Source organism: Phaeobacter sp. 11ANDIMAR09 (assembly GCF_001294455.1).
In the GTDB taxonomy this organism is placed as follows: Bacteria; Pseudomonadota; Alphaproteobacteria; order Rhodobacterales; family Rhodobacteraceae; genus Pseudophaeobacter.
In genome coordinates this window covers 139,914-164,209 of sequence record NZ_LIKT01000006.1, presented here as the reverse complement: position 1 = coordinate 164,209, position 24,296 = coordinate 139,914, and the positions used below count along the sequence as shown (strand labels likewise).

Genomic DNA, 24,296 nt, shown 5'->3' with positions numbered 1-24,296 from the left:
AGCACGGGCGTAAGCCTGGGGCAAACAATTGGAGACGCGCCATGTTCTACCGCCCCGAAGACGGCCATGGGTTGCCGCATAACCCTTTTAACGCCCTGATTACGCCGCGCCCTATCGGCTGGATTTCCTCCCGCGCGGCGGATGGCACCAACAATCTGGCCCCCTATTCCTTTTTCAACGGTGTTGCCTATACGCCGCCGCAGGTGATGTTTGCCTCCACCGGCAGTAAGGATGACCAGCCCGGCACCAAAGACAGCCTCGCCAATATCGAAGAAACAGGTGTCTTCTGCGTCAATATCGTGGCTTTTGAGATGCGCGATGCGATGAATGCCAGTTCCGAGACCCTGCCCAAAGAGGTGGATGAGTTTTCCCATGCAGGCCTCACTGCTGCGGAATGCGACACCATCAGCTGCGCCCGCATTGCAGATGCTCCGGCGGCGCTGGAATGCAGGCTGACCCAGATCGTCACCCTGCCGGGAGCCGCAAACCGTGTGGCCTTTGGCGAAGTCACCGGCATTCATCTGCGCGATGATTGTCTGCAAGACGGGATCTTTGACGTCACCCGTTTCCAGCCGCTGGCCCGGATGGGATACCGCGACTACGCTGTGGTCCGCGAGACCTTCTCTCTGGCCCGCCCCGATGACTGAGGTCCTCTGATGCCCCTTCCCAATCCTGCCCTGCGTAATCCGATCATTCTGCCAAGCGGCGCGCCCCATGGCGGCACCGTGATGCTATCGCGCGCACTTGAGCATCCAAACATCCAGGTCGGGGACTTCACCTATGCCTCGGATTTCGCGCCACCGCAGGACTGGGCCGGCCATCTTGCACCCTATCTTTTTGCCGGCGCCCGCGAGCGCCTGGTAATCGGCCGCTTCTGTCAGATTGCCCATGGGGTGCGCTTCATAACCTCTTCTGCCAATCATGCCCAGGACGGCCTCAGCTGCTACCCCTTCCCGGTCTTTGATCCGGCGCAGATGGCGGATTTCCAGCCCGACACGCGTGACACCGTGGTCGGCCATGATGTCTGGATCGGTTATGGCGCCCTCGTTCTGCCCGGGGCCCGCATCGGGGATGGCGCTATTATTGGCGCCGGAGCCGTGGTGCGCGGCACCGTGCCCCCCTATGGGATTGTCACAGGCAACCCGGCCACAGTGCAGCGCTATCGTTTTTCCAAACCCCAGATCGCCCGCCTGCTCTCACTGAAATGGTGGCATTGGCCACCCGAGGCATTGGCCCGCGCCGAACCGGCGCTGTTGTCCGGCGATCTCGACATGCTCGAAGACCTCTCCCCAGATTAACCCTGATCCCAGGAGCGGCTGCTTGGGTGAACCTGAACCCCAAACCCCATAAAGCAAAACAGCCGCGCCCCGTCAGGGGCGCGACCGCTCAGCAACAGTATCTGCGTCCAGGCCTAGTGGCCGCCCAGAATTCCGGTCTTGACGGAATAATCCACAGCAACTTGATATTCCGGGTCGTCATCACTGTCGATCATCAGATGACCAGCCTTGGTCAACAGTTCATGACAATCGCGGCTGAGGTGGCGCAGCATCAGGGTCTTGCCTGCCGCTTCATATTTGCCCGCGATAGCCTCAATCGCCTGAAGGGCCGACTGATCAACCACCCGGCTACGGCCAAATTCGACAATCACTTTGTCGGGATCGTTTTCCACATCAAACAGCTCGATGAACCCGTCCGTTGAGCCAAAGAACAGCGGCCCTTCGATCTCATAGACCTTGGCGCCCTTCTCGCTTTCCGACTCCCGGGTGATGGCATGGATGCGGCGCGCATTGCTCCAAGCATAGGCCAGAGCCGAGACAATCACGCCGACCACAACCGCAATCGCCAGATCGCTCATCACCGTCACCACAGTCACCAGCACGATGACAAAAGCATCCATCGGCGGCACCTTGGTCATGATTTTCAGGCTGTTCCAGGCAAAGGTACCGATCACCACCATGAACATCACCCCAACCAAGGCCGCCAGCGGAATTTGCTCGATCAAGGGCGAGGCCACCACGATAAAGGCCAGCAGGCAGAGCGCGGCAAAAATGCCGGCAATCCGCGTACGTCCGCCAGATTTCACGTTGATCATCGACTGGCCAATCATAGCACAGCCCCCCATACCGCCAAAGAAACCCGTGATCACATTGGCGGTGCCCTGCGCGATACACTCCTGGCTGGCGCCGCCGCGCTTGCCGGTGATTTCCCCCACCAGGTTCAGGGTCAGCAGGCTTTCAATCAATCCGATGGCCGCCAGGATCACCGAATAGGGCAGGATGATCATAAAGGTTTCCCAGGTAAAGGGCGCCAGCGCATCGCCATAGATGCCAATGCCCTCACCAAAGGGCACATGGATAAAGGGCAAACCGCCTTCGATCGAAGCCATATCGCCCACGCGCGGCACGTCCAGACCCAGAGCAATCACCAGCACCGCAACAATGCCAATCCCCGCCAGAGGTGCCGGAACAATCGAAGTGATCTTAGGCGTCGCCCAGATGATCACCATGGTCAGACCAACCAGCCCCAGCATCAGCATCATGGGCACACCCGACAGCCACTCGGCGCCATTGGTGCCTGGCACCTTAAACTGGGTCATTTGCGCCAGAAAGATCACAATGGCCAGGCCATTCACAAAGCCCAGCATCACCGGATGCGGCACCAGGCGGATGAATTTGCCCCAATGCATCACACCTGCAATCAACTGCAGCACACCCATCAGCACCACGGTCGCAAAGAGATACTCAACCCCATGCTGGGCCACCAGGGCCACCATGACCACCGCCAAAGCACCGGTTGCGCCTGAGATCATTCCCGGACGCCCCCCGATCAGCGCTGTGACCAGCCCAACCAGAAAGGCCGCATAAAGCCCCACCAGCGGATGCACTCCGGCGACAAAAGCAAAGGCCACCGCCTCGGGCACCAAAGCCAAAGCAACGGTCAGCCCAGACAAGAGCTCGGTGCGGACCCGGCCAACGGACCAGCCCTCATCCTGCATAATCGAGAGGTTGGGCGGGGAAATACGATTGGCCAGCAGGGCCATGGCGGCGCGTCTCATGGGGAATACCTGTGATTGGGGAGCTTGGGTTCGCAGCCCGCCCCTAGCCGAAAATCCCCCCTGGCACAAGAGCCGAGCCGCGCCCTGCCGCCCTCCTCCCCCCTAACCTGCCCACAAATGCATCACCCCAGGAGCTGCGCAACCAGCTCAGCCCCCAAATAGAGCCCGACCCCAAAGGTGAGATGTGTCTGCAGGCTCCGCCGCCGCGCCAGCCAGGGCTGTGGCGCCCTGCGCGCCGCCAGCCCCATGCCCAGTCCCGGCTGCAGGGTCAGCATCGGCAGCAGCACCGTTGCCAGATCAAAGCCAACACACAACAGCAGTGGAGGTTGATCCAGCCCTTCCTGAGGAAGCAGCCACCACAATAGCCCAGCCAACCCCACTCCGACCCCATAGTGAAAACTCCACCCCAAAGCCCGCTCAAATGGCACCGGACTAGCCGCCTGCGCAGAGGGAAGAACCAATTGCCCCCGGGCGAGATGCCCCAACCAGCGCCCGACCAACGCCCAGTCCAGCCCCCGCTGCCCCAACAGGCCCGCCCGCAGCCAGGCGACCCCGTCCATGAACAGGGTCGCGCTCACCCCAACTCCCAAACTCCAGACCACACCCTGCCATTCTTCGCTCATCCCGTTCTCCTTTTCTTGACGGATCGCTTCAACAGGTGTTCTCTGTGCAAATTCAAGCCGACTTGAGGTCAAGGATGAAATCTCTGGATATCGCCGAGGTCGCCCGGCGCAGTGGCGTCAAACCCTCAGCCCTGCGCTATTATGAAAGCCTCGGGATCATTGCGGCAGACAGCCGCAAGGGATTGCGGCGCCAATACGATGCCTCGGTCCTCGACCGCCTTGCCCTGGTGAGCCTGGGCCAGCGCGCCGGGTTTTCCCTGCAGGACATCGCCGAGACCCTGGGCCCGTCCTCTACAAGCGCAGCAACCTTCCAGCTGGAGCGGAATCGCATTTCCCAACGCGCTGATGAGGTTGACCACCGCATTCGCCAACTTACCCTGCTGTCGCGCGCCCTGCGTCATGTGGCCAAATGCACCGCCCCAAGTCACGCCGAATGCCCAACCTTTCGAAACATGATGGCAGAGGCTCTGACCTGGACCAGTGCCGAGAGGCAAAAACTATAGGCCGAAAGGCAGCACGCTCTATCACCTTTCAATAAATATTCCCGCCGGAGGCCGCGCGGTTGTCAAACCGCGCGCAGAAAGGCACAACCCTTGAGACCAACTCGTGACAATAGCGACAGACAGGAGTGTAGCGCGTGACACAGATCTCCGAACCCCGGGACACCATGATCGCCGTGATCGGCGGGTCCGGCATTTACGACATTGATGGTCTGGAAGGTGCCAAATGGGTCTCTGTTGAGACCCCCTGGGGCGCGCCTTCTGATCAGATCCTCACCGGCAGCCTCGATGGTATCAAAATGGCCTTTCTGCCGCGGCATGGGCGCGGCCATGTGCATTCTCCAACCGAGGTGCCTTACCGCGCCAATATCGACGCGCTGAAACGGCTGGGGGCGACGGATGTGTTCTCGGTTTCCGCCTGCGGCTCCTTCCGCGAGGAAATGGCGCCGGGAGATTTTGTCATTGTCGATCAATTCATCGACCGGACATTCGCCCGCGAAAAAAGCTTCTTTGGCACCGGCTGTGTCGCCCATGTCAGCGTCGCCCATCCGACCTGTCAACGGCTCTCTGATGCCGCAGAGCAGGCGGCCAGGGCAGCGGGAATCAAGGTGCACCGCGGCGGCACCTATCTTTGCATGGAGGGCCCGCAGTTTTCCTCCATGGCCGAAAGCAAGATGTACCGCGAAAGCTGGGGGTGCGATGTCATCGGCATGACCAATATGCCCGAGGCCAAACTGGCCCGCGAGGCCGAGCTTTGCTACGCCTCCATCGCCATGGTCACCGATTACGACAGCTGGCACCCTGAACACGGGGCCGTGGATATCAGCGATATCTTGGCGACACTGCAGGGCAACTCCAGCAATGGCCGCGAGCTGGTACGCCGCTTGCCCGCCTTGCTTGGCACGGAACGTGCGCCCTGCCCGCATGGCTGTGATCGCGCCTTGGAATTCGCCATCATGACTGCACCGGACAAACGCGATCCTGCGCTGCTTGCAAAACTGGACGCTGTGGCCGGCCGAGTGCTGAGCTGAGCCTCCACAGGAAAGTAAATGCAACAGGGGGCGGGAATTTTTTTCCGCCCCCTTTATTTTGCCCCCCTGCGCCCCTTGATAGAAGCAACCAGAGGTTTTCTGCGAGTACACTACACCATGCGCCTTCACGGATTGGACATCGCCCGCTTTTTTGCCTTCTGCGGCATGGTTCTGGTGAATTTTCGCATCGCGGCTGAGGTCACACCCGGCACGGATTTTGCCTCCATCCTGACCAATGGCCTAGAGGGGCGCGCCGCCGCCCTGTTTGTCATTATGGCCGGAATCGGCCTCACCCTCACCCGCACGCCCAAACGAGTCATTGCGGCACGGGCGGCTGTCCTGTTTGCCCTGGGTCTGGCAAATCTGATGATTTTTGAGGCAGATATCCTGCATTACTATGCACTGTATTTTCTGGTCGCCCTACCTTTTCTTGCCATGCCCTCTCGCATATTCCTATGGGCAGCCCTCGCCGCCGCCATGATTGGAATGGCGGGAATAGTCCTGCTCGACTATGAGGCCAACTGGAACTGGGAAACCTTGGTCTATTCGAACTTCTGGACCCCGGAAGGGTTTTTGCGCCATGCGTTTCTAAACGGCTGGCATCCGGTTTTCCCTTGGGTGAGCTTTGTTTTCCTGGGGATGTGGGTCGGGCGGCAGGATCTGGGGCAAAAGCTGGTGCAAAATCGTCTGATCCTTTGGGGCCTGGCCGCAGCCCTGCTGGCCACCTTGCCCGGCCCGCTCACCTCCGACCCTGAGCTGCGTGAGCTCTTTGGCACCACCTCCATCCCCCCAGGCCCCTTTTATCTGATCGCCGCCAGCGGCAGTGCCTGTGTGGTGATTGGCGTGATGCTGCGACTGAGCAACCTGCTGGACCGATTGGGACTGGCGGAATGGCTGGCTGCACCGGGGCGTATGGCGCTCAGCCTCTATGTGGCCCATATCCTCCTGGGCATGGGCACGCTTGAAGCCATGGGGCAGCTGGATGGGTCGCTCACGCCAGAGGCCATATTTGGCTTCAGCCTCGGCTTTTGTGCCCTTGCCATGGTGCTCAGCTGGGTCTGGAACCTCCTGGCTGCACGCGGCCCACTCGAGGCTTTGTTGCGCCGTATCTCGGGAGTTTTCCGTTGACCTCTAACAAATCTGCTGTCTTTGCTGTCGCCGCTGTGACCGAAACATAGGAGCCCCCCATGGATTTTTCGCTCTGGCTGGCCTTTGCCTCGGCCTCCCTGGCCTTGCTGCTGATCCCCGGTCCGACTGTCTTGCTGGTCCTGAGCTATGCCCTCTCTAAGGGCCGCCAGGTTGCTGTGGCCTCAGCCATTGGTGTGGCCATAGGTGATCTCATCGCCATGAGCGCCTCTCTGGCCGGACTTGGCGCGCTGGTTCTGGCTTCGGCCAGTTTGTTCACCGCCCTGAAATGGGTCGGGGCGGCTTATCTGGTCTGGTTGGGAATCAAACTCTGGCGCAGCGCTGCGGGCGCAAAAGGGTTGGAAGATATGGCCAACACGGAGGCCGTTCGGGCCGGCGGTGTTTTGGGTCACACGGCCGTAGTCACCGCCCTGAACCCCAAATCCATTGCCTTCTTCATCGCCTTTGTGCCCCAATTCATCCGGCCCAGCGAAGCGCTGGCCCCTCAGTTTGCAATCCTGATTGCCACCTTTGTGGGACTGGCCGGCCTCAATGCGCTGGCCTATGCGCTGCTGGCCGATCGCCTGCGGCTCTGGGTCGCCCGCCCGCGGACCACAGCCAATCTGACACGGGTTGGCGGCGCGGCGCTGGTGGCCATGGGGTTGGCCACGGCCCTGCTGCGCCGCCCCGCCTGACATTTCGGACAGGATCCCCGCTTGCCCCTTGCAAGCTGGGATAGCTTGGGTCAAACCCTGCTGGCCGGGACCTGAATGGCAGTCTATAACCACTCTCCTGCCGTCCGGCACAGATCCGCCACGCAAGAGAAAGCCTCTCCATGCCCAAAAAGACCTCTGTGAAAGACTATATCCGCACCATCGTTGATTTCCCGCACGAGGGCATCATGTTCCGCGATGTCACCACGCTTTTTGCTGATCCGCGTGGGTTTCGCATGGCCATCGACCAGATGCTGCACCCCTATGCCGGAGAGCGGATCGACAAGGTGGTCGGGCTGGAGGCCCGTGGCTTTATCATGGGTGGCGCCATTGCCCACCAGCTGAGCGTTGGCTTCGTGCCGATCCGCAAGAAGGGCAAGCTGCCCGGGCGCACCCTGAGCCAGGAGTACAAACTGGAGTACGGTGAGGCCATTGTTGAGATCCACGAGGATGCGATCCAGCCCGGTGAAAAGGTGCTGGTGGTGGATGATCTCCTGGCCACAGGCGGCACGGCCTCTGCCGGTATCAAGCTGATTGAACGGCTGGGAGGAGAAATCATCTCCTGCGCCTTCATCGTCGACCTGCCCGATCTCGGCGGGCGCAGGGTGCTGGAAGACCTGGGCATGGATGTCCATGTGCTCTGTGAGTTTGAGGGCGAATAAGCCACCAAAGGCCTGCCAATCGCCTCTTCGCAGGTGGTCCTCCCGCCCGTCAGGTCGCCATTACAATGTCTCCTTCCCGTTGGGCATGGCCTTTTGGGCTCAAAGAGCCCAAAAGGCGCGCCGCGCTCCAGCGCGGCGCCGGGCCCAAGCAGGCCTTCCTCCTTACAGGAGGGAGAAGGCTGCGCGGGAGCCCTCCCTTTACTTGGACGCTTTACTTAGACCTCCGTCCTCTTGCGCGGGCAGTACTGCCCCCGGGTTCATGATCCCCCGCGGGTCCAGAGCCTGTTTGATCCCGCGCATCATTGCGACCTTCACCGGATCGCCATAACGCTGAAGATCTGCAACCTTCATCCGACCAACACCATGTTCCGCGCTAAAGGAGCCGCCCATTTCCAGCACCAACTCATGCACAAGGGTTTTTACCGCCTCCCGCAGCCCCTCATAGTCACCACGGGATTTCGCTTCGGCCGGAAAGACATTATAATGCAGATTGCCATCGCCCAGATGGCCAAAGCAATTCACCCGCATGTCCCCCTCTCCCAGTGCCGCAATTGCCGCGCCCCCCCGGCGTATGAACTCGGGGATGGCCGAGATCGGCACCGAGATATCATGGCTGGAAATCGACCCCACCAGCCGGTTCGCCTCCGGGATTTGTTCGCGCACCGCCCACAGCGCCTCTGCCTGCGCCTTTGACTGGGCAATCACCCCGTCCTCGGCCAATCCGGCCTCAAGCGCTGCCTCGAACAGATCCGATAGGGCCTGCACCGGATCTTGGCCCCGGGACAGCCCTAGATCGATCAGAACCGACCATTCCGGCGCCGTAGCAAAGGGTTGGCGCAGCTGAGGCAGGTGCCGTGCCAAAAACTCGAGCCCCTGGCGATGCATCAGTTCAAAGGCGCTCACCACCTCGCCCAGCTGGTCTCGTGCCAGGGCAAGCAGCGCAATCGCCGCCTCTGGTGAGGGCACCACAAAATGCGCCACCCCTTGCTGCGCCGGAACTGGCGAGAGTTTCAACGCCGCCGCAGTGATCACCCCTAGGGAGCCCTCGGAGCCAATCAACAGATTGCGCAGGTCATAGCCAGTGTTGTCCTTGCGCAGCCGGGTGAGCCCATTCCAGATCTCGCCGCTTGGCAAGACCGCCTCCAGCCCCAGACAGAGCTCCCGAGCATTGCCGTAGCGCAGTACATTTACCCCGCCGGCATTGGTCGCCAGATTGCCACCGATCCGCGCTGTGCCCTCTGCCGCCAAGGACAGCGGAAACAGGCGGTCCTGTGCCAAGGCAGCAGCCTGCACATCAGCGAGAATGGCGCCGGCCTCGGCCAGAATGACGTTTTCTTCTGGGTAGACTGCACGAATTTTGGTCATGCGCTCCAAGGATAGCAGCAGCGGCGCGGCCCCGTCAGGCTTCACCTGCCCCCCAACCAGCCCGGTGCCGCCACCATAGGGCACCACCGGCACCCGCGCGGCATTGGCAGCCCGCAGAAGCATCGCCACCTGCTCGGTATTGCTCGGCTTGGCCAAGATCCCGGCCTGCCCCTGATAACGCCCGCGTGGCTCCTCCAGGTATCTTGGTTCACAGGGGGCCAGAACGCCCTCTGGCAGGTCGGCGGACAGGCTGGCGGCAAAGGCGGGATCGGCAGGTGTATAACGCATGCCCTTGCATCTCTAATCCAAAGCCACAAGGCAAGCCCTTCTCGCATCTCGACCTAAGAAGAGCACGGTGGAAAGGTGCAGCCCAAGGCTCACCAAACTGCGCAACCGCGCCGCGCGACAGCGCGGCGCCGGGCCCAACTCTGCGTGACAATCCGGGGCCGCAGAGCCTCGGATTGTCGCCAAGGAGGCGGGAGCCCCCCTTTTGGTGGTCCCCAACACCACAATATTCCACCGCCCCGCGCTCTTCGACCCCTATCCTACTTGGGTGCGGCCCCGTCGGTCATGGCGAAGTGCCGCATAGAGCACATGGGTCCGCCAGCGCCCGTCGATTTGCAGATAGGACTGGGCCACGCCTTCGTATTTGAATCCGGACTTTTCCAACAAACCGCGCGATGCCGCGTTCTCCGGAAGGCAGGCAGCCTCAATACGACTGAGATCCAGCTTGCCATAGGCGTAATGCACCACCGCGCCAATGGCCTCCCGCATATAGCCCTGCCGCCCAAAGGGCTGCCCTGTCCAGTAGCCAAGCGTGCCGGCCATGGCCGGGCCACGGCGAATATTGTCCAGGGTAATGGCCCCCAGGATCACCTGATCCTCGCGCCGGATCAGAAACAGCGGTAGCGCCGTCCCCCCAGAGACCGAGCGCTGCGCCCAGTAGACCCGGTTGGTAAAGCTCTTGCGCCCCAGATGATCCGGCGCCCAGGCAGGCTCCCAGGGGGTCAGATAGTCCCGGCTTTGCAGCCGCAGGGCCGCCCAGGCCTGAAAATCCGAATGCACTGGCGGGCGCAGCGTCAGACGCTCGGTCTCAAGTCGAAGTTTGCGACGTCCCAGCAACATCAGGCAACACGGCGCTCCTGCAGAGCGTCCAGGCTCGGGGCCCCCGCAACCGGACCATAAAGCGCCATCGCTGAGGGCGCCTGCACCGCCAGCTGTTCCGCCATGGCGCGCACATCTTCGGTGCTGACCGCATCGATCAGTTTCACCGTTTCCTCAAGCGCCGGCACCCGGTCCCAGATCTGCACCAGACGCGCCAGACGCTCAGCCCGGTTGGTGGGGCTTTCCAGGCCCATCAACATGCCGGCCTTCATCTGGGCCCGGGCGCGCTCGACCTCTGCGTCCGACATATCCGACGCTGCGCGCTTCATCTCATCCACGGTGATATGGGCCAATTCTTCAACCTGGTCGCCCGAGGTGCCGGCATAAATCGTGGTGCTGCCAGTATCCGCATGGGCCCCGGCCTGGGCAAAGATGGAATAGCACAGCCCGCGTTTTTCGCGCACTTCCTGGAACAGACGGCTGGACATGCCACCGCCCATCACTGCCGAATAGATCTGCGCGGTATAGATCGCCTCATCCCGGTAGCCGGGGCTTTCAAAGGAGAGGGCAAAATGGGCCTGCTCCAGATCCTTGACGTGGCGCGCCTCGCCCCCAGTAAACTGGGCAGGTTCCATCACCAGTGAAGGCCGTGCGGTCATATCGCCAAACAGGTCTTCGGCCAGTTTGACCAGCGCCGCGTGATCCACCGCACCCGCTGCTGACAGTATCATCTGCCCCGGACCATAGTGTTCAGAAACAAACTGCGTCAGATCCTCACGATTAAAGGCGCTGACCCGTTCAGCCGGGCCCAGAATAGTGCGCCCCAGCGGCTGGTCGTGGTAGCTCTGCTCCTGCAACCAGTCAAAGATCACATCGTCCGGCGTGTCCAAAGCTTGGCCGATCTCCTGCAGGATCACCCCGCGCTCCACCTCGATCTCGCGGGGATCAAACACCGGATTGCGCAGAATATCCGCCAGAACATCCAGGGCCAGCGGCACATCATCCTTGAGCACCCGCGCGTAATAGGCGGTTACCTCGCGCGAGGTATAGGCGTTGATATAGCCGCCCACATCCTCAACCGCCTCGGCGATCTGCAAGGCCGAGCGCTTCTCGGTGCCCTTAAAGGCCATATGCTCCAGAAAATGCGCAATGCCGTTCTGCTCGAGCCGCTCGTTGCGCCCCCCCGCAGTGACCCAGATCCCGATCGAGGCGGATTGCAGACCCGGCATGGCCTCCGTCACGATGCGAAAGCCATTGGCCAGTTGATGCTGCTGGACGCTCACTGAATAGATCTCATTCTGCGATATTCTTTCTGATATGGTCTTCGATTGTGGTCAGATCATTGGCAATTTGCGTGACCCGTTCATCCCGCTCATACAGATCTGCCATACGGTCAGGCAAGTCCGGATATTGCCCCGAAGCCTGTTCCACCGCCGCCGGGAACTTGGCGGGGTGCGCTGTGGCCAGGGTGATCATCGGCACATCCGCCTGGCGCTGCTCGGCTGCGACCTTTACCCCAACCGCGCCGTGGGGGCACAACAGCTCCCCCGAAGCGGCCAGTTCGGACTTTATGGTTGCCAGAGTTTCCTCTTCCGAGGCACGGCCGGATTTGTAGGTTTCCGACAGGGCCTGCATGGCGCCCTGGCTGACCTCAAAACCGCCAGCCTTCAGCTCTTCCATCAGCTGCGCCACCGCGCTCGCATCCTTGTCATAGGCAAAATAGAGAGCGCGTTCAAAGTTCGACGAGACCTGGATGTCCATCGAGGGAGAGATCGACGGTACGGTATCGCCCTTATGATAGCCTTTGCCCTCCAGGCAGCGGTGCAGGATGTCGTTTTGGTTGGTCGCCACCACCAGATCCTTGATCGGCAGGCCCATCTGCTTGGCAATATAGCCCGCAAAAATGTCGCCAAAGTTACCGGTGGGCACGGTAAAGCTCACCTCGCGCGCGGGCGCGCCTAGCGACACGGCGGAAGAGAAATAATAGACCACCTGCGCCAGAACCCGGGCGATATTGATCGAGTTCACCCCGGCAAGTTTAACACCATCGCGGAACTCAAAGTGGTTGAACATGTCTTTGACCCGCGCCTGACAATCGTCGAAATCGCCATCCAGCGCCAAGGCATGCACGTTTTTGTCCGCAGGGGTGGTCATCTGGCGGCGCTGCACCTCGGACACACGGCCATGGGGATACAGGATAAAGACATCCACATTGCTGAGGCCGCGAAAGGCCTCCATGGCCGCTGATCCAGTATCGCCCGAGGTGGCCCCGGCGATGGTCACGCGCTCATTACGGCGTTCCAGCGCCACCTGGAACAGCTGGCCAATCAGCTGCATAGCAAAGTCTTTGAAGGCCAGCGTGGGCCCATGGAACAGCTCAAGCAGGAAATGATTGGGCGCCAGCTGTTTCAGCGGGGCGCGGGCGGCATGGCCGAAACCTGCATAGGCACGCGCGATGATGCCGCGGAACTCTTCCTCCGTGAAGCAATCGCCAATGAAGGGCTTCATCACCCGAAAGGCGGTTTCCTCGTATGAAAGGCCGGACAGGGCTGCGATCTCTGCACGGCTCATCTGTGGGATCTCGGCTGGGACGTATAATCCGCCGTCACGGGCCAGACCAGTCAGCATGGCCTCTTCAAAAGTCAGCTCGGGCGCCTGCCCACGGGTAGAGATATATTTCATCGCTTCAGCCTTCGGATTTGGCGCGGGAACGCCATAGAAAAGAGGCGGTCATCGCAGCCCAGATAAAGGCCAGCGAAAACCAGGTGATCGCATATTGCAAGTGGTTGTTCGGGATGCCCGCCGATGTCACCCCCTGCGGTGTCACGGCTGTTTCAGGCGAGAGGCTGCGGGCAACAATCAGAACTGGCTCGGTGCGCAACTGCTCGGCCATATAGGCAAGATCGCGAGCATAGAGGATATTGGCCTCGACTTCGGGCGCGGGCGTCGTCCAGTCGCCCTCATCCGGCCACAAGAGATTGCCCGTAACCGAAATAGCGCCAGAATTGCGTGGGCTGTTCTTGTCGGTTGCTGGGATAAAGCCCCTGTCCAGTAACAAGCGGCGACCACCATCGGTTTCAAGGGCCGAAATCACCCGGTAGCCGGTCACAGCCTGTTTGGTGACCCAAAACACATGCAGTTCCTGGTCGCCAATCAGGCCCTTAGCGGTGACAGCCCGGTAGCGATCCAGCGCCTCGCTTGGGCTTTGCGGCACGGCAACCGGCGCCGCGGTGATACGTGTTTCAATGGTGTGCAACAGCCCGGCTTTCCAAGCCAGACGCTGCATCTGCCAGGTGCCAAGGCCCAGCAGGACCACGAGGCCCAGCCCGCCAATCCACAGAAAAAAGGATGCTCGTTGCATATCCGTTCCGTTGCCAAAAAAACAGCGCATGAGTTTCCCCATGCGCTGTGCTTGATACGGTCTGTTTTCCGGTTTTGAAACCTCAAACATGTACCCGGTACATTCTCCCGAAGGCCAGATACCTCTTACAGGCCGGAAGTGCCCCAGAGGTAGACTGCGAAGAACAGGAACAGCCAGACAACGTCAACGAAGTGCCAGTACCAGGCTGCGGCCTCAAAACCGACGTGCTGCTCTGGGGTGAAATCGCCCTTCATCGCGCGGATCAGGCAGACGATGAGGAAGATGGTGCCCAGAAGAACGTGGAAGCCGTGGAAGCCGGTGGCCATGAAGAAGTTGGAATAGAACTCATCGCCGCCAAACTGCCAGCCTTCGTGCAGCAGGTGCGCGTATTCATAGCCCTGCAGGAAGGTGAAAAAGATGCCCAGGACGATACCGATGGACAGACCCTGGATCAGCGCCTTGCGGTCATTGTTGTGCACCAGAGCGTGGTGCGCCCAGGTCACGGCACACCCGGAGAGCAGCAGCACCAGCGTGTTGATCAGAGGCAGGTGGAACGGGTCCACCGCATAGATCTCTGGCGTCACATATTCAGAGCCGATGTATTCTTCCATCGGGTACATCGCGTGTTTGAAAAACGACCAGAACCAGGCAAAGAAGAACATGACTTCGGACATCACAAAGAGGATGAACCCGTAGCGCAGCCCAATGCGGACAACAGGTGCGTGGTCGCCCTGACGTGCCTCTGTGACCATTTCGGACCACCAGGCAAAAGAGGTGTAGATGGTCAGAGCAAAGCCGATCCAGAACATCCAAGCCGTGATTCCCTGCATCCAAAGAACGGCACCGAAGAGCATGATGAAACCGCCAACAGCTGCCATAAGCGGCAGAATTGATGGAGGCAGAATGTGAAAATCGTGATTTTTAGCGTGCGCCATTTAAGTGTCCCTCACCCGTCGGCCTGGTTCGTGGTTAGATCTGCCCCGGTGTTTTCCCCGGCGTCGAGAGCCGCGTAGCCCTCGGGCAGATCGATTTCATAAAACGTGTACGAAAGCGTAATCGTATGCACGAATTTTCCGTCCCGGTCGGTAACGATTTCCGGGTCGACAAAGAAGGTCACGGGCATTTCCACCCGCTCCCCTGGTTGCAGCACCTGCTCGGTAAAGCAGAAGCAGTCGATTTTTTCAAAGAATGCACCCGCCGCATAGGGGGTCACATTGTAAGAGGCCTGGCCCGCAACGGGCCGGTCCGTCGGATTGTATGCCTCGTAAAAGGCCAGACCGGTATCGCCGATCTTGATCTCCATTTCGCGCTGCACGGGTTTGAACTCCCAGGCAAAATCGCGCTCCTTGGAGGCGTCAAAGCGCACCGTGATGGTTTGATCCAGAACGGTGTCGGATCCTTCGGTGGCCACGCCAGTGACGCCGCCAAAGCCCGTCACCCGGCAGAACCAGTCGTAAAACGGCACCGAGGCCCAGGACAGCGCGCCCATGGTCAGGACAACTGCCACCAGTTGCAGAACCGTTTTTTGTGGCCCCTGCATCGCCATCAGTCTTGCGTGCCTTGTGTCTGCGGGAACTGGAAGCCGTTGGATGTCACCTTGACCATGGTCAGGGCCAGTACCAGCACGACAAAGCTACCCAAGAGCAGGCCAACGCCCAAGTTGCGGCCAAAGCGACGTTTGTGCAGATCGTGTTCCTTGTTCAAAGCCATGTCTTTACCAGCCTCCAAGTCCATAAGGTTTCAGGCTGGCTTCGACCAGAATCGCACCAAAGTGCAAAAACAGGTAGAGCAGCGAAAGTTTGAAAAAGCTGCGCTCAACCTTGAAATCATCCTCTTCGGAGATCTCCTCGTTGCGGCGCGAAATCTTCCAGGCCCCCAGAAGGAACAGGGCGTTCATCACCAGGGCAACGGCCAGATAGATCGGACCACCGATGCCCGAAAAGGCAGTGCCAACAGCCAGGATGGCCAGGAGGACGGTATAGACCAGGATGTGAACCCGCGTTGCCGGACGGCCATGGGTCACAGTCAGCATTGGCACTCCGGCATCATCGTAGTCCGAGCGCATGAACAGGCACAGGGCCCAGAAATGCGGCGGTGTCCACATGAAGGTCAGGGCAAACATCAACCAGGGCTCAACCGACATGGTGCCGGTGGCAGCAATCCAGCCGATCACGGGTGGGAAGGCTCCGGCTGCGCCGCCGATGACGATATTCTGCGGCGTCGCCCGCTTCAGCCACATGGTATAGATCACCACATAAAAGAAGATGGTGAAGGCAAGGAAGGCACCTGCAAAGATATTGGTCGCCAGCGCCAGCATAATCACCGACAGCCCCGACAGCGCCAGACCAAGGCTCAAGGCTTCGCCTGGCTCGACCTTACCGGCGGGAATGGGGCGCGACTTGGTGCGTTTCATCACCTGGTCGATATCCGCATCCCACCACATGTTCAGCGCGCCAGAGGCACCGCCACCGATTGCGATGAACAAGACGGCGCAAAAGCCAATCACCGGATGCACGCCTACAGGGGCCGCTAGCAGGCCAACAAAGGCGGTAAAAACCACCAATGACATCACCCGCGGCTTCAGCAGGGCGAAATAATCGCCAAAGCTGGCCTCGTCTTCACGGGGAGTGCTGGCGTTGATGCTTGCGTCGCTCATCTTAGACCCTTTGCGTGGACCAGAAAGGCGCAGCTGCCTGCGCATTTCACTGTGTCACCCTCTCCCGGCACCTATTTGCACCGGAAGAGAAAGCTGGTGAGACCTGCTTCAGTTGGAAGCAACCTGATAGGACTGGGGCAGACCGGCGTATTCTTCGATCGCGCCTTTCAACCATGCGTCATAGGCTTCCTGGCTGACCACCTTAACGGTGATCGGCATGTAGGAGTGATCCTTACCGCAGAGTTCGGAACACTGACCGAAGTAGACACCTTCTTTTTCGGCCTTGAACCAGAGCTCAGCCAGACGGCCGGGAACGCCGTCTTGTTTGACACCAAAGGAGGGCATCGCCCAGGAGTGGATCACATCGGCAGCTGTCACCTGCATCACCACGGTCTTGCCAACAGGCACAACAACGGCGGTGTCGGTGGCCAGCAGATATTCATCTTCGGCAAACCCATTCTCAGCCAGCTCTTCACGTGGCAGCATAAAGCTTTCAAAGCCGAACTCGTGGTCGACATATTCATAGCCCCAGTACCACTGGTAACCCGTCACTTTGATGGTGATGTCGCCTTCGGGAATTTCCTGCTGGCGGAACAGCTCGGGCAGCGAGAAGGACCCGATGAAGACCAGGATCAGGATTGGGATCAAGGTCCAGGCAATCTCGATCGGGGTGTGGTGGGTAAAGGCGGCAGGATTTGGGTTGGCGCGGCGATTGAACCGAACGATCGCATAAAGCAGCAGCCCAGCAACAAAAATACAGACTGCGGTGATGATCACGAGAATCATCCAGTCCAGTTTTTGGACCCCTTCCGCCAGCTCCGTCGCCGCCGGTTGGAAGTTCAGGCCGCCATTTGTCGGCTTGCCAATGGTTTCCAGTGCTTCTTGCGCCTTGGCTGGAAGACTGGAAAGGCCAGCAAAAAGGCCCGAAAGCATCAAAGCATTCTTCATATCATGTCCTGATCGTTAGTGATCGTTTTTTTCTTGCAGCCGATTGCGCCTCATGGAGAGTTGATTCCACAAATCGCGCTCGAACCCGTTGTCTTTGACGCTGCTTAAAATCATATTCAGGCGTACAGATAAAGAGGCAGGCGAGCGTCAAAGCGTCGCTTTCTTGATTTAGATCAAAAAAACCTGAGGTCCGTGACATGGAAAACCCAGCCTTTCGACCCTTTGAAACTCTCCTCCCCGAGGATGAGGCCCTGCCACTCCTGCGCGAAACCCTGGCCGGGGCAGATGACGGCGAGATCTTTGCCGAACGTCACAAGTCCGAAGCGCTGATGTTCGATGATGGCCGGTTGCGCAGTGCCAGCTATGATGCCTCCGAAGGCTTTGGCCTGCGGGCCGTCAATGGGGATGTGGCCGGATATGCCCATTCGACCGATGTCTCTATTGCGGCGCTGAAACGGGCCGCGCAGACGGCGCGGCTGGCGGTTGCGACGGGCGGCGGCACCTATGCCGATGCGCCACAGCCCACCAATACCAAACTCTATACAGATGCCGATCCCATCAGCGCAGAGCCCTTCCCCGTGAAGGTTGAGACCCTGCGCGAGATCGATGCCTTTGCGCGTGATCTAGATCAAAGAGTGGTGCAGGTTTCCGCCTCTATCGCCGCCTCCCTGCAAGAGATCGAAATTCTGCGGGCCGATGGCGTGCGGGTGCGTGATACCCGCCCCATGACCCGGCTCAATGTTTCGGTGATTGTCGAGCAGGATGGCCGTCGCGAAGGCGGCTCGGCAGGCGGCGGCGGGCGCGTCGGGCTGGAGGGGTTGATTGATCCGCGCTCCTGGCAGGAAAAGGTCCGCGAAGCCCTGCGCATCGCCCTGGTCAACCTCGAAGCGGTGCCAGCCCCGGCAGGCGCCATGGAAGTGGTGCTTGGCCCCGGCTGGCCCGGCATCCTGCTGCACGAAGCCATTGGGCACGGGTTGGAGGGCGATTTTAACCGCAAGGGCAGCTCGGCCTTTGCCGGCCTGATGGGGCAACGCATTGCAGCGCCAGGGGTCACTGTGCTGGATGATGGCACCATTGCCGATCGGCGCGGATCCATCACCGTCGACGACGAGGGCACGCCCTCGCAAAAAACAACTCTGATCGAAGATGGCATCCTTGTCGGCTTTATGCAGGACCGCCAGAACGCGCGACTTATGGGGGTCGAACCCACCGGCAACGGGCGACGCCAGAGCTATGCCCATGCCCCAATGCCACGGATGACAAACACCTATATGCTGGGCGGCGAAACCGATCCCGCCGATCTGGTGGCAGGTATCAAGGATGGCATCTGGGCGGTGGGCTTTGGCGGCGGCCAGGTCGATATCACCAACGGCAAATTTGTCTTCTCCTGCACCGAGGCCTACCGGGTCGAAAACGGCAAGGTCGGGGCCCCGGTCAAGGGCGCTACGCTGATTGGCGATGGGGCCACTGCGCTGAAACAGATCCGCGCCCTGGGCAATGACATGCAGCTGGATCCCGGCATGGGCAACTGCGGCAAGGCCGGCCAATGGGTGCCAGTTGGCGTGGGTCAGCCCAGTGTCTTGATGGATGGTTTGACCGTCGGAGGCTCGGCCACCTGATCCGCATAAGCAGACAGGATCTCAGGGCTTGAGAGCCCGGCCCCCTCTTCCCAACCCCAGAGGTCTAGCCCCCTCTTAACCAGAAACGCGGCCCTAGGGTCGCGTTTTTTCGGGCTTTTTGCGGCCGTTTCCGGCCAAAAATGGCAAAGTAGCACTGCGGGGACGGGAATCTTTCCCGTTGTTTTTCAACACTCTGGCAGGCCCTGTCTCCAGATCTCTACAAATCATGACCGGAATACAGAAAAACTTTGGATAATTTTCAAACATTCACCCCCTGTTAACCCTTTCAGGGGTATTCCTTTCAGTGCAAATAGGCGGAGCTACGGATGACCAAGGAAGCATATTCTTCCACTCACCCCCCACTCCCACCCACCACGGAAGATAGCTGGTTTTCGCGGCTTCGTCTTTTGCGCTCTCGACGCGTAGGCCCGGTGAGCTTTCACCGCCTCCTCGCAGAGCATGGTTCAGCGCAGAACGCGCTGGATGCGTTGCCAAAAATGGCACGTGCCGCCGGAATGGCAGGGTATGAAACATGTCCTGCAAGCGCGGTCACCGCAGAAGCAAATGCCGCAAAAGCCGCCAAAGCGCGGCTTTTGTGCTTTGATGACCCTCTCTATCCCCCTGCCCTCTCCCAATTGCATTCGGCTCCGCCCCTGCTCTGGGCCATTGGCGATCTGCAGCAATTGACCCGGCCGATGGTGGCCATGGTCGGCGCGCGCAATGCCTCTTCCCTGGGCACCCGCATGGCGCGCCGCCTCGCCCAGGACTTAGGCAAGGCGGGCTATACGGTGATATCGGGGCTCGCCCGTGGGGTTGATACCGCCGCCCATCTTGCCAGCCTGGAAAGCGGCACAATCGCCGTGCTGGCCGGCGGCTGCGATGTGGTTTACCCCCAGCAAAACGCCGATCTGGCCCAGGAAATCGCTGCCCATGGGCTGATCCTCTCGGAGCAACCCATGGGACAGAGGCCCCAGGCCCGCGATTTTCCCAAACGCAACCGGATCATCGCAGGCCTTGCCCAGGCCGTGATCGTGGTCGAGGCCGCGGCTCGGTCCGGCAGCCTGATCACCGCCCGCGACGCGTTGGACCTTGGCCGCGAGGTCTTGGCGGTTCCCGGCCACCCCTTTGACGCCCGCGCCTTTGGCTGCAATGCGCTGATCCGGGAGGGGGCGGTGCTGGTCCGCAATGCAGAAGATGTGATCGCGGCCCTTGCGCCCCTTGGCATGCCCTCAGCCGTTCCCCTGCCACCTCAGCCCCCAGCCCGCGCGCCGCAGTCCCAGCCCCAGAGCGCATCGCCAATCTCTGCCCACCAGCTGAACGCCAGCCATCCCGACCGGCCACCTGCGGCCAAGCAAGCGGGACGTTCCAGCCGCGACAAGGCGGTTGAGGACAAGCTGGCGCAGCTCTCATCGCTTACCCAGGCGCTGGGAGATGTGCCCGCGCCACCGCCGGAAAAACGCAGCCTGCATGAGACCGCGGCCCTACATCAGTTGATTCTGGCAGGCCTTGGCCCTAGCCCGACCGCCTCGGATCAATTGATGCGGGACCTGGAGCTGTCGCCGCAGGCCTTTGCCCCTGCCCTGACCGAGTTAGAGCTGCAGGGAAAGATCAGCAGGATGCCCGGCGGTCTGCTGACCAGACCAAATGATCACAAGAAGAAATAACGCAGTCCCAATGTTTTCAACCTGTTCCCCCCTGCGGCTTTTTGGAGGCGCCCGCAGGTTTGACCCCCTACAGCCATGGACTTGCGGCGGTGCACCAAGGCGCAGTCTTGGCGATAGGTACAGACCTGAAATTCTCCCCGGCATAGGGTTACACTTCCTGCGTCCAATGCTCGCTCATTGACATTCTCCCCTTGCGCCGATGACATTGCGCGGCCATAGAACGCCCGTTAGTGCACTTGAGAGGCCCAAGAATTACATGCCAGTTGTTGTTGTCGAATCCCCGGCCAAGGCCAAAACAATCAATAAATACTTGGGCTCGGACTACACGGTTCTGGCCTCTTACGGGCATGTGCGCGACCTGCCGGCAAAGAACGGCTCGGTTGATACCGACAACGATTTCGAAATGACATGGGAGGTCGGCAATGACAGCCGCAAACATGTCAAGGCCATCGCCGATGCGCTGAAAGAAGACAACGCCTTGATTCTCGCGACTGACCCTGACCGCGAAGGCGAAGCCATCAGCTGGCACCTGCAACAGGCGCTCACCAAGCGCCGCTCGATCAAAAAAGACACCCCTGTCAGCCGGGTGACATTTAACGCCATCACCAAAGAGGCCGTGGCTGAAGCCATGCGCAACCCGCGTCAGGTGGATATGCCACTGGTGGAAGCCTATCTGGCCCGCCGGGCGCTGGACTATTTGGTGGGCTTTAACCTCTCGCCAGTTCTGTGGCGCAAACTGCCTGGTGCGCGCTCGGCCGGCCGGGTGCAATCTGTCTGCCTGCGCCTGATCGTTGAGCGCGAGATGGAGATCGAGGCCTTTAACCCGCAGGAATATTGGTCGGTCAAAGCCAATATGGCGACCCCGCGTGGCCAGGAGTTTGAAGCCCGTCTGACGGTTTTGGCTGGTGACAAGCTGGACAAATACAGCCTGGCCAATTCCACCGCAGCGGAAATGGCCGTCCAGGCCGTGTCGAGCCGCAACATGGTGGCACAATCGGTTGAGGCCAAACCCGCCTCCCGAAATCCGTCCGCGCCCTTCATGACCTCGACCCTGCAACAGGAAGCCAGCCGAAAATTTGGCATGGGGGCCAAACAGTGCATGAATGCGGCTCAGCGTCTCTATGAGGCAGGTCTCATCACCTATATGCGAACCGATGGCATCGACATGGCACCCGAGGCCGTCCAGGAGGCCCGTGCAGAGATCGAAACCCGCTATGGTGCTGAATATGTACCCAGCTCGCCTAGGATCTATAAGAACAAAGCCAAGAACGCCCAGGAAGCCCACGAATGTATCCGCCCCACCGAGATGGGCCGCGATGCCAAGAGCCTGAAGGTCTCTGAGGATGACCAGCGCAAACTCTATGATCTGATCTGGAAGCGGACCCTGGCCTGCCAGATGGCGGGCGCCCGGTTGGAGCGCACCACGGTTGACTTGGGCTCTGACGATGGTCAGGTGGTGCTGCGCGCCACCGGTCAGGTGATGCTGTTTGACGGCTTTCTGCGGGTTTATGAAGAGGGCCGCGATGATGTGGTCGATGAGGACGACAAGCGCCTGCCCCAGATCATGCAGGGCGAAGCGCTGAAATTTGCCTCCTCGCTGGCGACACAGGCGGAAAAGGCCGGAACGGATGGATCCATCCTGTCCGACGACAAGGCGGTTCTCGGCCTGCAGCACCATACGCAGCCACCGCCCCGCTTTACCGAAGCAACCCTAGTCAAGCGCATGGAAGAGCTGGGCATTGGCCGCCCCTCGACCTATGCCTCCGTGATCACCACGATCCAGGACCGCGAATATGTCCGCAAGGACAAGAACCGCCTGTTCCCCGAGGACAAGGGCCGTATCGTTACCATCTTCCTGCTGAATTTCTTCCGCACCTATGTGGGCTATGAGTTCACCGCCAATCTGGAAGGGGAGCTGGATGATGTCAGCGCAGGCGGGCGCGACTACAAAGACATCCTGAGCAAATTCTGGCGCGATTTTTCGGCAGCCATCTCGGAAACCTCGGATCTGCGGATTTCCGAAGTGCTGGATGTGCTGGACGAAACCCTAGCACCGCAGCTCTATCCCCCGCGCGAAGACGGCACCGATCCGCGCGTCTGCCCCAAATGCGGCGCGGGCCAGCTGCACCTGAAAACCTCACGCACCGGTGGTTTTGTCGGCTGCGGCAATTACCCCGAATGCAACTACACCCGTCCGATTTCCGGCGAAGGCGCCGAGGGCTATGAAAAAATTCTGGGCGAGGATGATGGCGACGAGATCCATCTGAAGTCCGGTCGCTTCGGCCCCTATGTGCAGCGCGGCGAGGCAACTCCTGAGAACAAAAAGCCCCCCCGGTCATCGCTGCCCAAACAGGGCAAGGACTTCCTACCCGGTTGGGGGCCCAATGAGGTGACACTGGAGCAGGCCGTCACGCTGTTGACCCTGCCCCGTGAAATCGGCCCGCATCCAGAGGGTGGCGTTATTGCCTCCAACCTGGGCCGCTTTGGTCCCTATATCATGCACCAACTTCCGGATGAGGAAAAACCTGTCTATGCCAATCTGAAAGAGACCCTGGATGTCTTTGAGATCGGCATGAACCGGGCGATGGAGATGATCACCGAAAAGCGCAACAATCCTGGGCGCGGACGCCGGGCAGCGGCCAAGGCGTTGAAAGAGCTGGGTGAACATCCTGAGAGCGGGGGCGCCGTCAATATCATGGATGGACGCTATGGCGCCTATGTCAAATGGGAGAAGGTCAATGCCACTCTCCCTAAGGATGTCGAAGCCAAAGATGTCACCATGGAGATGGCGGTTCAGTTGATCGCTGAGAAGGCCGGGAAAACCAAGAAAAAAGCAGCGCCCAAGAAAAAGCCCGCAGCAAAGAAGGCCACGGCCAAGAAAGCGCCTGCAAAGAAAACTGCAAAGAGCGGCGAGTAACGCGCGGCAAAGCCGGTTGGGGCTCTGCCCCCGGCCCGCAGGGCCTCCCCCGGAATATTTTTGGAAAGATGAAAAGGGGCGCTCTGGCAGGGGGCGCCCCGTGCTGTTTGTAAGTGAGCTTTGCCAGGCGCGCAGGTGCTCCGTAGTAATACGCGTCCCTATCGGTATTGTTGACTTCGCGGCGGCACGGCGCGAGAAGCTCTTTCAATTGGTTGTTGATGGGAGAACTTCATGAAAAAAGTCTATTCCAACGCCGCTGAAGCCCTGGATGGGTTGCTTCATGACGGCATGTTCATTGCGGCGGGGGGCTTTGGTCTCTGCGGCATTCCCGAGCTTTTGCTCGATGCAATCAAGGAGGCCGGCACCAAGGATCTCACCTTTGCCTCCAATAACGCGGGTGTGGATGATTTCGGCATTGGCATCTTGTTGCAGACCAAGCAGGTCAAGAAGATGATTTCTTCGTACGTTGGGGAAAATGCGGAGTTCATGCGCCAGTATCTGAGCGGTGAGCTGGAGCTGGAATTCAACCCCCAAGGCACCCTGGCCGAGCGTATGCGTGCCGGTGGTGCGGGCATTCCGGGCTTTTTCACCAAGACCGGCGTTGGCACCGTGATTGCCGAAGGCAAGATGGAAAAGCAGTTTCCCACCGGTGCTGATGGCGCCATGGAAGACTATATTATGGAAGAAGGCATCTTTGCCGATCTTGCTATTGTGAAAGCCTGGAAGGCCGACGAGACCGGCAATCTGGTGTTCCGCAAAACCGCGCGCAACTTCAACGCGCCTGCCGCGACCTGCGGCAAGGTCTGCGTCGTCGAGGTCGAAGAAATCGTGCCAACCGGCAGCCTGGATCCCGACAGCATTCATCTGCCCGGCATCTATGTGCATCGCATCATCAAAGGTGATCACGAGAAACGCATCGAACAGCGCACTGTGCGCCAGAAGGAGGCCTGATC

The 24,296-nt window shown here is 60.1% G+C and carries 23 protein-coding genes; 11 read left to right on the top strand and 12 right to left on the bottom strand.

Features of this window, described 5'->3' with window-relative positions; all coding sequences use genetic code 11:
* Positions 1-41 precede the first annotated feature (41 nt).
* Both AN476_RS07345 and AN476_RS07340 read left to right on the top strand, forming a co-directional pair.
* Positions 42-647, top strand: coding sequence for a flavin reductase family protein (locus AN476_RS07345; RefSeq protein WP_054460333.1), 606 nt, complete (start codon positions 42-44; stop codon positions 645-647).
* 9 nt (positions 648-656) lie between these two features.
* Positions 657-1,298: a CatB-related O-acetyltransferase gene (locus tag AN476_RS07340; protein ID WP_054460332.1), complete on the top strand. Its 642-nt coding sequence runs from the start codon at positions 657-659 to the stop codon at positions 1,296-1,298.
* A 113-nt stretch (positions 1,299-1,411) separates the two neighbouring features.
* Here AN476_RS07340 and AN476_RS07335 read toward each other — a convergent pair whose 3' ends face one another.
* Together AN476_RS07335 and AN476_RS07330 are read right to left on the bottom strand one after the other, a co-directional pair.
* On the bottom strand, positions 1,412-3,055 hold the full coding sequence (locus AN476_RS07335) for a SulP family inorganic anion transporter (protein WP_054460331.1): 1,644 nt from the start codon (positions 3,053-3,055) through the stop codon (positions 1,412-1,414).
* A gap of 122 nt (positions 3,056-3,177) precedes the next feature.
* Positions 3,178-3,678, bottom strand: a complete 501-nt coding sequence (locus AN476_RS07330; RefSeq protein WP_054460330.1) for a DUF2938 family protein — start codon at positions 3,676-3,678, stop codon at positions 3,178-3,180.
* A 74-nt stretch (positions 3,679-3,752) separates the two neighbouring features.
* Here AN476_RS07330 and AN476_RS07325 point away from each other — a divergent pair, with 74 nt between their 5' ends.
* The 5 genes from AN476_RS07325 (at position 3,753) to AN476_RS07305 (ending at position 7,709) form a co-directional block, all read left to right on the top strand.
* Positions 3,753-4,181, top strand: coding sequence for a helix-turn-helix domain-containing protein (locus AN476_RS07325; RefSeq protein WP_054460329.1), 429 nt, complete (start codon positions 3,753-3,755; stop codon positions 4,179-4,181).
* Between the two features lie 164 nt (positions 4,182-4,345).
* Complete coding sequence (locus AN476_RS07320; RefSeq protein WP_054460402.1) at positions 4,346-5,209, top strand: S-methyl-5'-thioadenosine phosphorylase; 864 nt, start codon at positions 4,346-4,348, stop codon at positions 5,207-5,209.
* Between the two features lie 117 nt (positions 5,210-5,326).
* The gene (locus AN476_RS07315; protein WP_054460400.1) at positions 5,327-6,337 is read left to right on the top strand and encodes a DUF418 domain-containing protein; all 1,011 of its coding nucleotides are present in this window, start codon (positions 5,327-5,329) and stop codon (positions 6,335-6,337) included.
* 59 nt (positions 6,338-6,396) lie between these two features.
* Entirely contained in the window at positions 6,397-7,029 is a 633-nt protein-coding gene (locus tag AN476_RS07310) for a LysE family translocator (protein ID WP_054460328.1), read from the top strand.
* Positions 7,030-7,169: 140 nt separating this feature from the next.
* Positions 7,170-7,709, top strand: coding sequence for an adenine phosphoribosyltransferase (locus tag AN476_RS07305; RefSeq protein WP_054460327.1), 540 nt, complete (start codon positions 7,170-7,172; stop codon positions 7,707-7,709).
* A 198-nt stretch (positions 7,710-7,907) separates the two neighbouring features.
* On the opposite strand, the gene AN476_RS07300 is transcribed toward AN476_RS07305, so the two are convergent.
* From AN476_RS07300 to coxB, 10 genes are all read right to left on the bottom strand, one after another.
* Entirely contained in the window at positions 7,908-9,362 is a 1,455-nt protein-coding gene (locus AN476_RS07300) for an FAD-binding oxidoreductase (RefSeq protein WP_054460326.1), read from the bottom strand.
* Between the two features lie 252 nt (positions 9,363-9,614).
* Positions 9,615-10,199: a GNAT family N-acetyltransferase gene (locus AN476_RS07295; RefSeq protein WP_054460325.1), complete on the bottom strand. Its 585-nt coding sequence runs from the start codon at positions 10,197-10,199 to the stop codon at positions 9,615-9,617.
* Positions 10,199-11,461: a pitrilysin family protein gene (locus tag AN476_RS07290; RefSeq protein WP_054460324.1), complete on the bottom strand. Its 1,263-nt coding sequence runs from the start codon at positions 11,459-11,461 to the stop codon at positions 10,199-10,201. Before AN476_RS07290 ends, AN476_RS07295 begins: the two co-directional genes overlap by 1 nt.
* A 10-nt stretch (positions 11,462-11,471) precedes the next feature.
* On the bottom strand, positions 11,472-12,860 hold the full coding sequence (gene thrC, locus AN476_RS07285) for a threonine synthase (RefSeq protein WP_054460323.1): 1,389 nt from the start codon (positions 12,858-12,860) through the stop codon (positions 11,472-11,474).
* A gap of 4 nt (positions 12,861-12,864) precedes the next feature.
* Positions 12,865-13,539, bottom strand: a complete 675-nt coding sequence (locus AN476_RS07280; RefSeq protein WP_054460399.1) for an SURF1 family protein — start codon at positions 13,537-13,539, stop codon at positions 12,865-12,867.
* A 125-nt stretch (positions 13,540-13,664) separates the two neighbouring features.
* Positions 13,665-14,474: a cytochrome c oxidase subunit 3 gene (locus AN476_RS07275; protein WP_054460322.1), complete on the bottom strand. Its 810-nt coding sequence runs from the start codon at positions 14,472-14,474 to the stop codon at positions 13,665-13,667.
* Positions 14,475-14,485: 11 nt separating this feature from the next.
* A complete protein-coding gene (locus AN476_RS07270) occupies positions 14,486-15,085 on the bottom strand; it encodes a cytochrome c oxidase assembly protein (RefSeq protein WP_054460321.1) in 600 nt (199 codons plus the stop codon).
* Complete coding sequence (locus tag AN476_RS07265) at positions 15,085-15,249, bottom strand: hypothetical protein (RefSeq protein ID WP_054460398.1); 165 nt, start codon at positions 15,247-15,249, stop codon at positions 15,085-15,087. The genes AN476_RS07270 and AN476_RS07265 overlap by 1 nt, the downstream gene beginning before the upstream one ends.
* 4 nt (positions 15,250-15,253) lie before the next feature.
* Positions 15,254-16,195 (bottom strand): heme o synthase, encoded by a 942-nt coding sequence (cyoE, locus tag AN476_RS07260; protein WP_054460397.1) that lies wholly within the window; start codon positions 16,193-16,195, stop codon positions 15,254-15,256.
* 108 nt (positions 16,196-16,303) lie between these two features.
* Positions 16,304-17,143, bottom strand: coding sequence for a cytochrome c oxidase subunit II (gene coxB, locus AN476_RS07255; RefSeq protein ID WP_054460320.1), 840 nt, complete (start codon positions 17,141-17,143; stop codon positions 16,304-16,306).
* 197 nt (positions 17,144-17,340) lie between these two features.
* Between coxB and tldD the strand changes: the two genes are divergently transcribed.
* The 4 genes from tldD (at position 17,341) to AN476_RS07235 (ending at position 24,294) form a co-directional block, all read left to right on the top strand.
* On the top strand, positions 17,341-18,762 hold the full coding sequence (gene tldD, locus AN476_RS07250) for a metalloprotease TldD (protein ID WP_054460319.1): 1,422 nt from the start codon (positions 17,341-17,343) through the stop codon (positions 18,760-18,762).
* 326 nt (positions 18,763-19,088) lie between these two features.
* Positions 19,089-20,426 (top strand): DNA-processing protein DprA, encoded by a 1,338-nt coding sequence (gene dprA, locus AN476_RS07245; RefSeq protein WP_054460318.1) that lies wholly within the window; start codon positions 19,089-19,091, stop codon positions 20,424-20,426.
* A 256-nt stretch (positions 20,427-20,682) separates the two neighbouring features.
* Positions 20,683-23,343, top strand: coding sequence for a type I DNA topoisomerase (gene topA / locus AN476_RS07240; protein WP_054460317.1), 2,661 nt, complete (start codon positions 20,683-20,685; stop codon positions 23,341-23,343).
* Between the two features lie 231 nt (positions 23,344-23,574).
* Positions 23,575-24,294 carry a CoA transferase subunit A gene (locus AN476_RS07235; RefSeq protein WP_054460316.1) on the top strand — a complete coding sequence of 240 codons (720 nt, stop codon included), beginning with the start codon at positions 23,575-23,577 and terminating at the stop codon, positions 24,292-24,294.
* Positions 24,295-24,296: the final 2 nt, after the last annotated feature.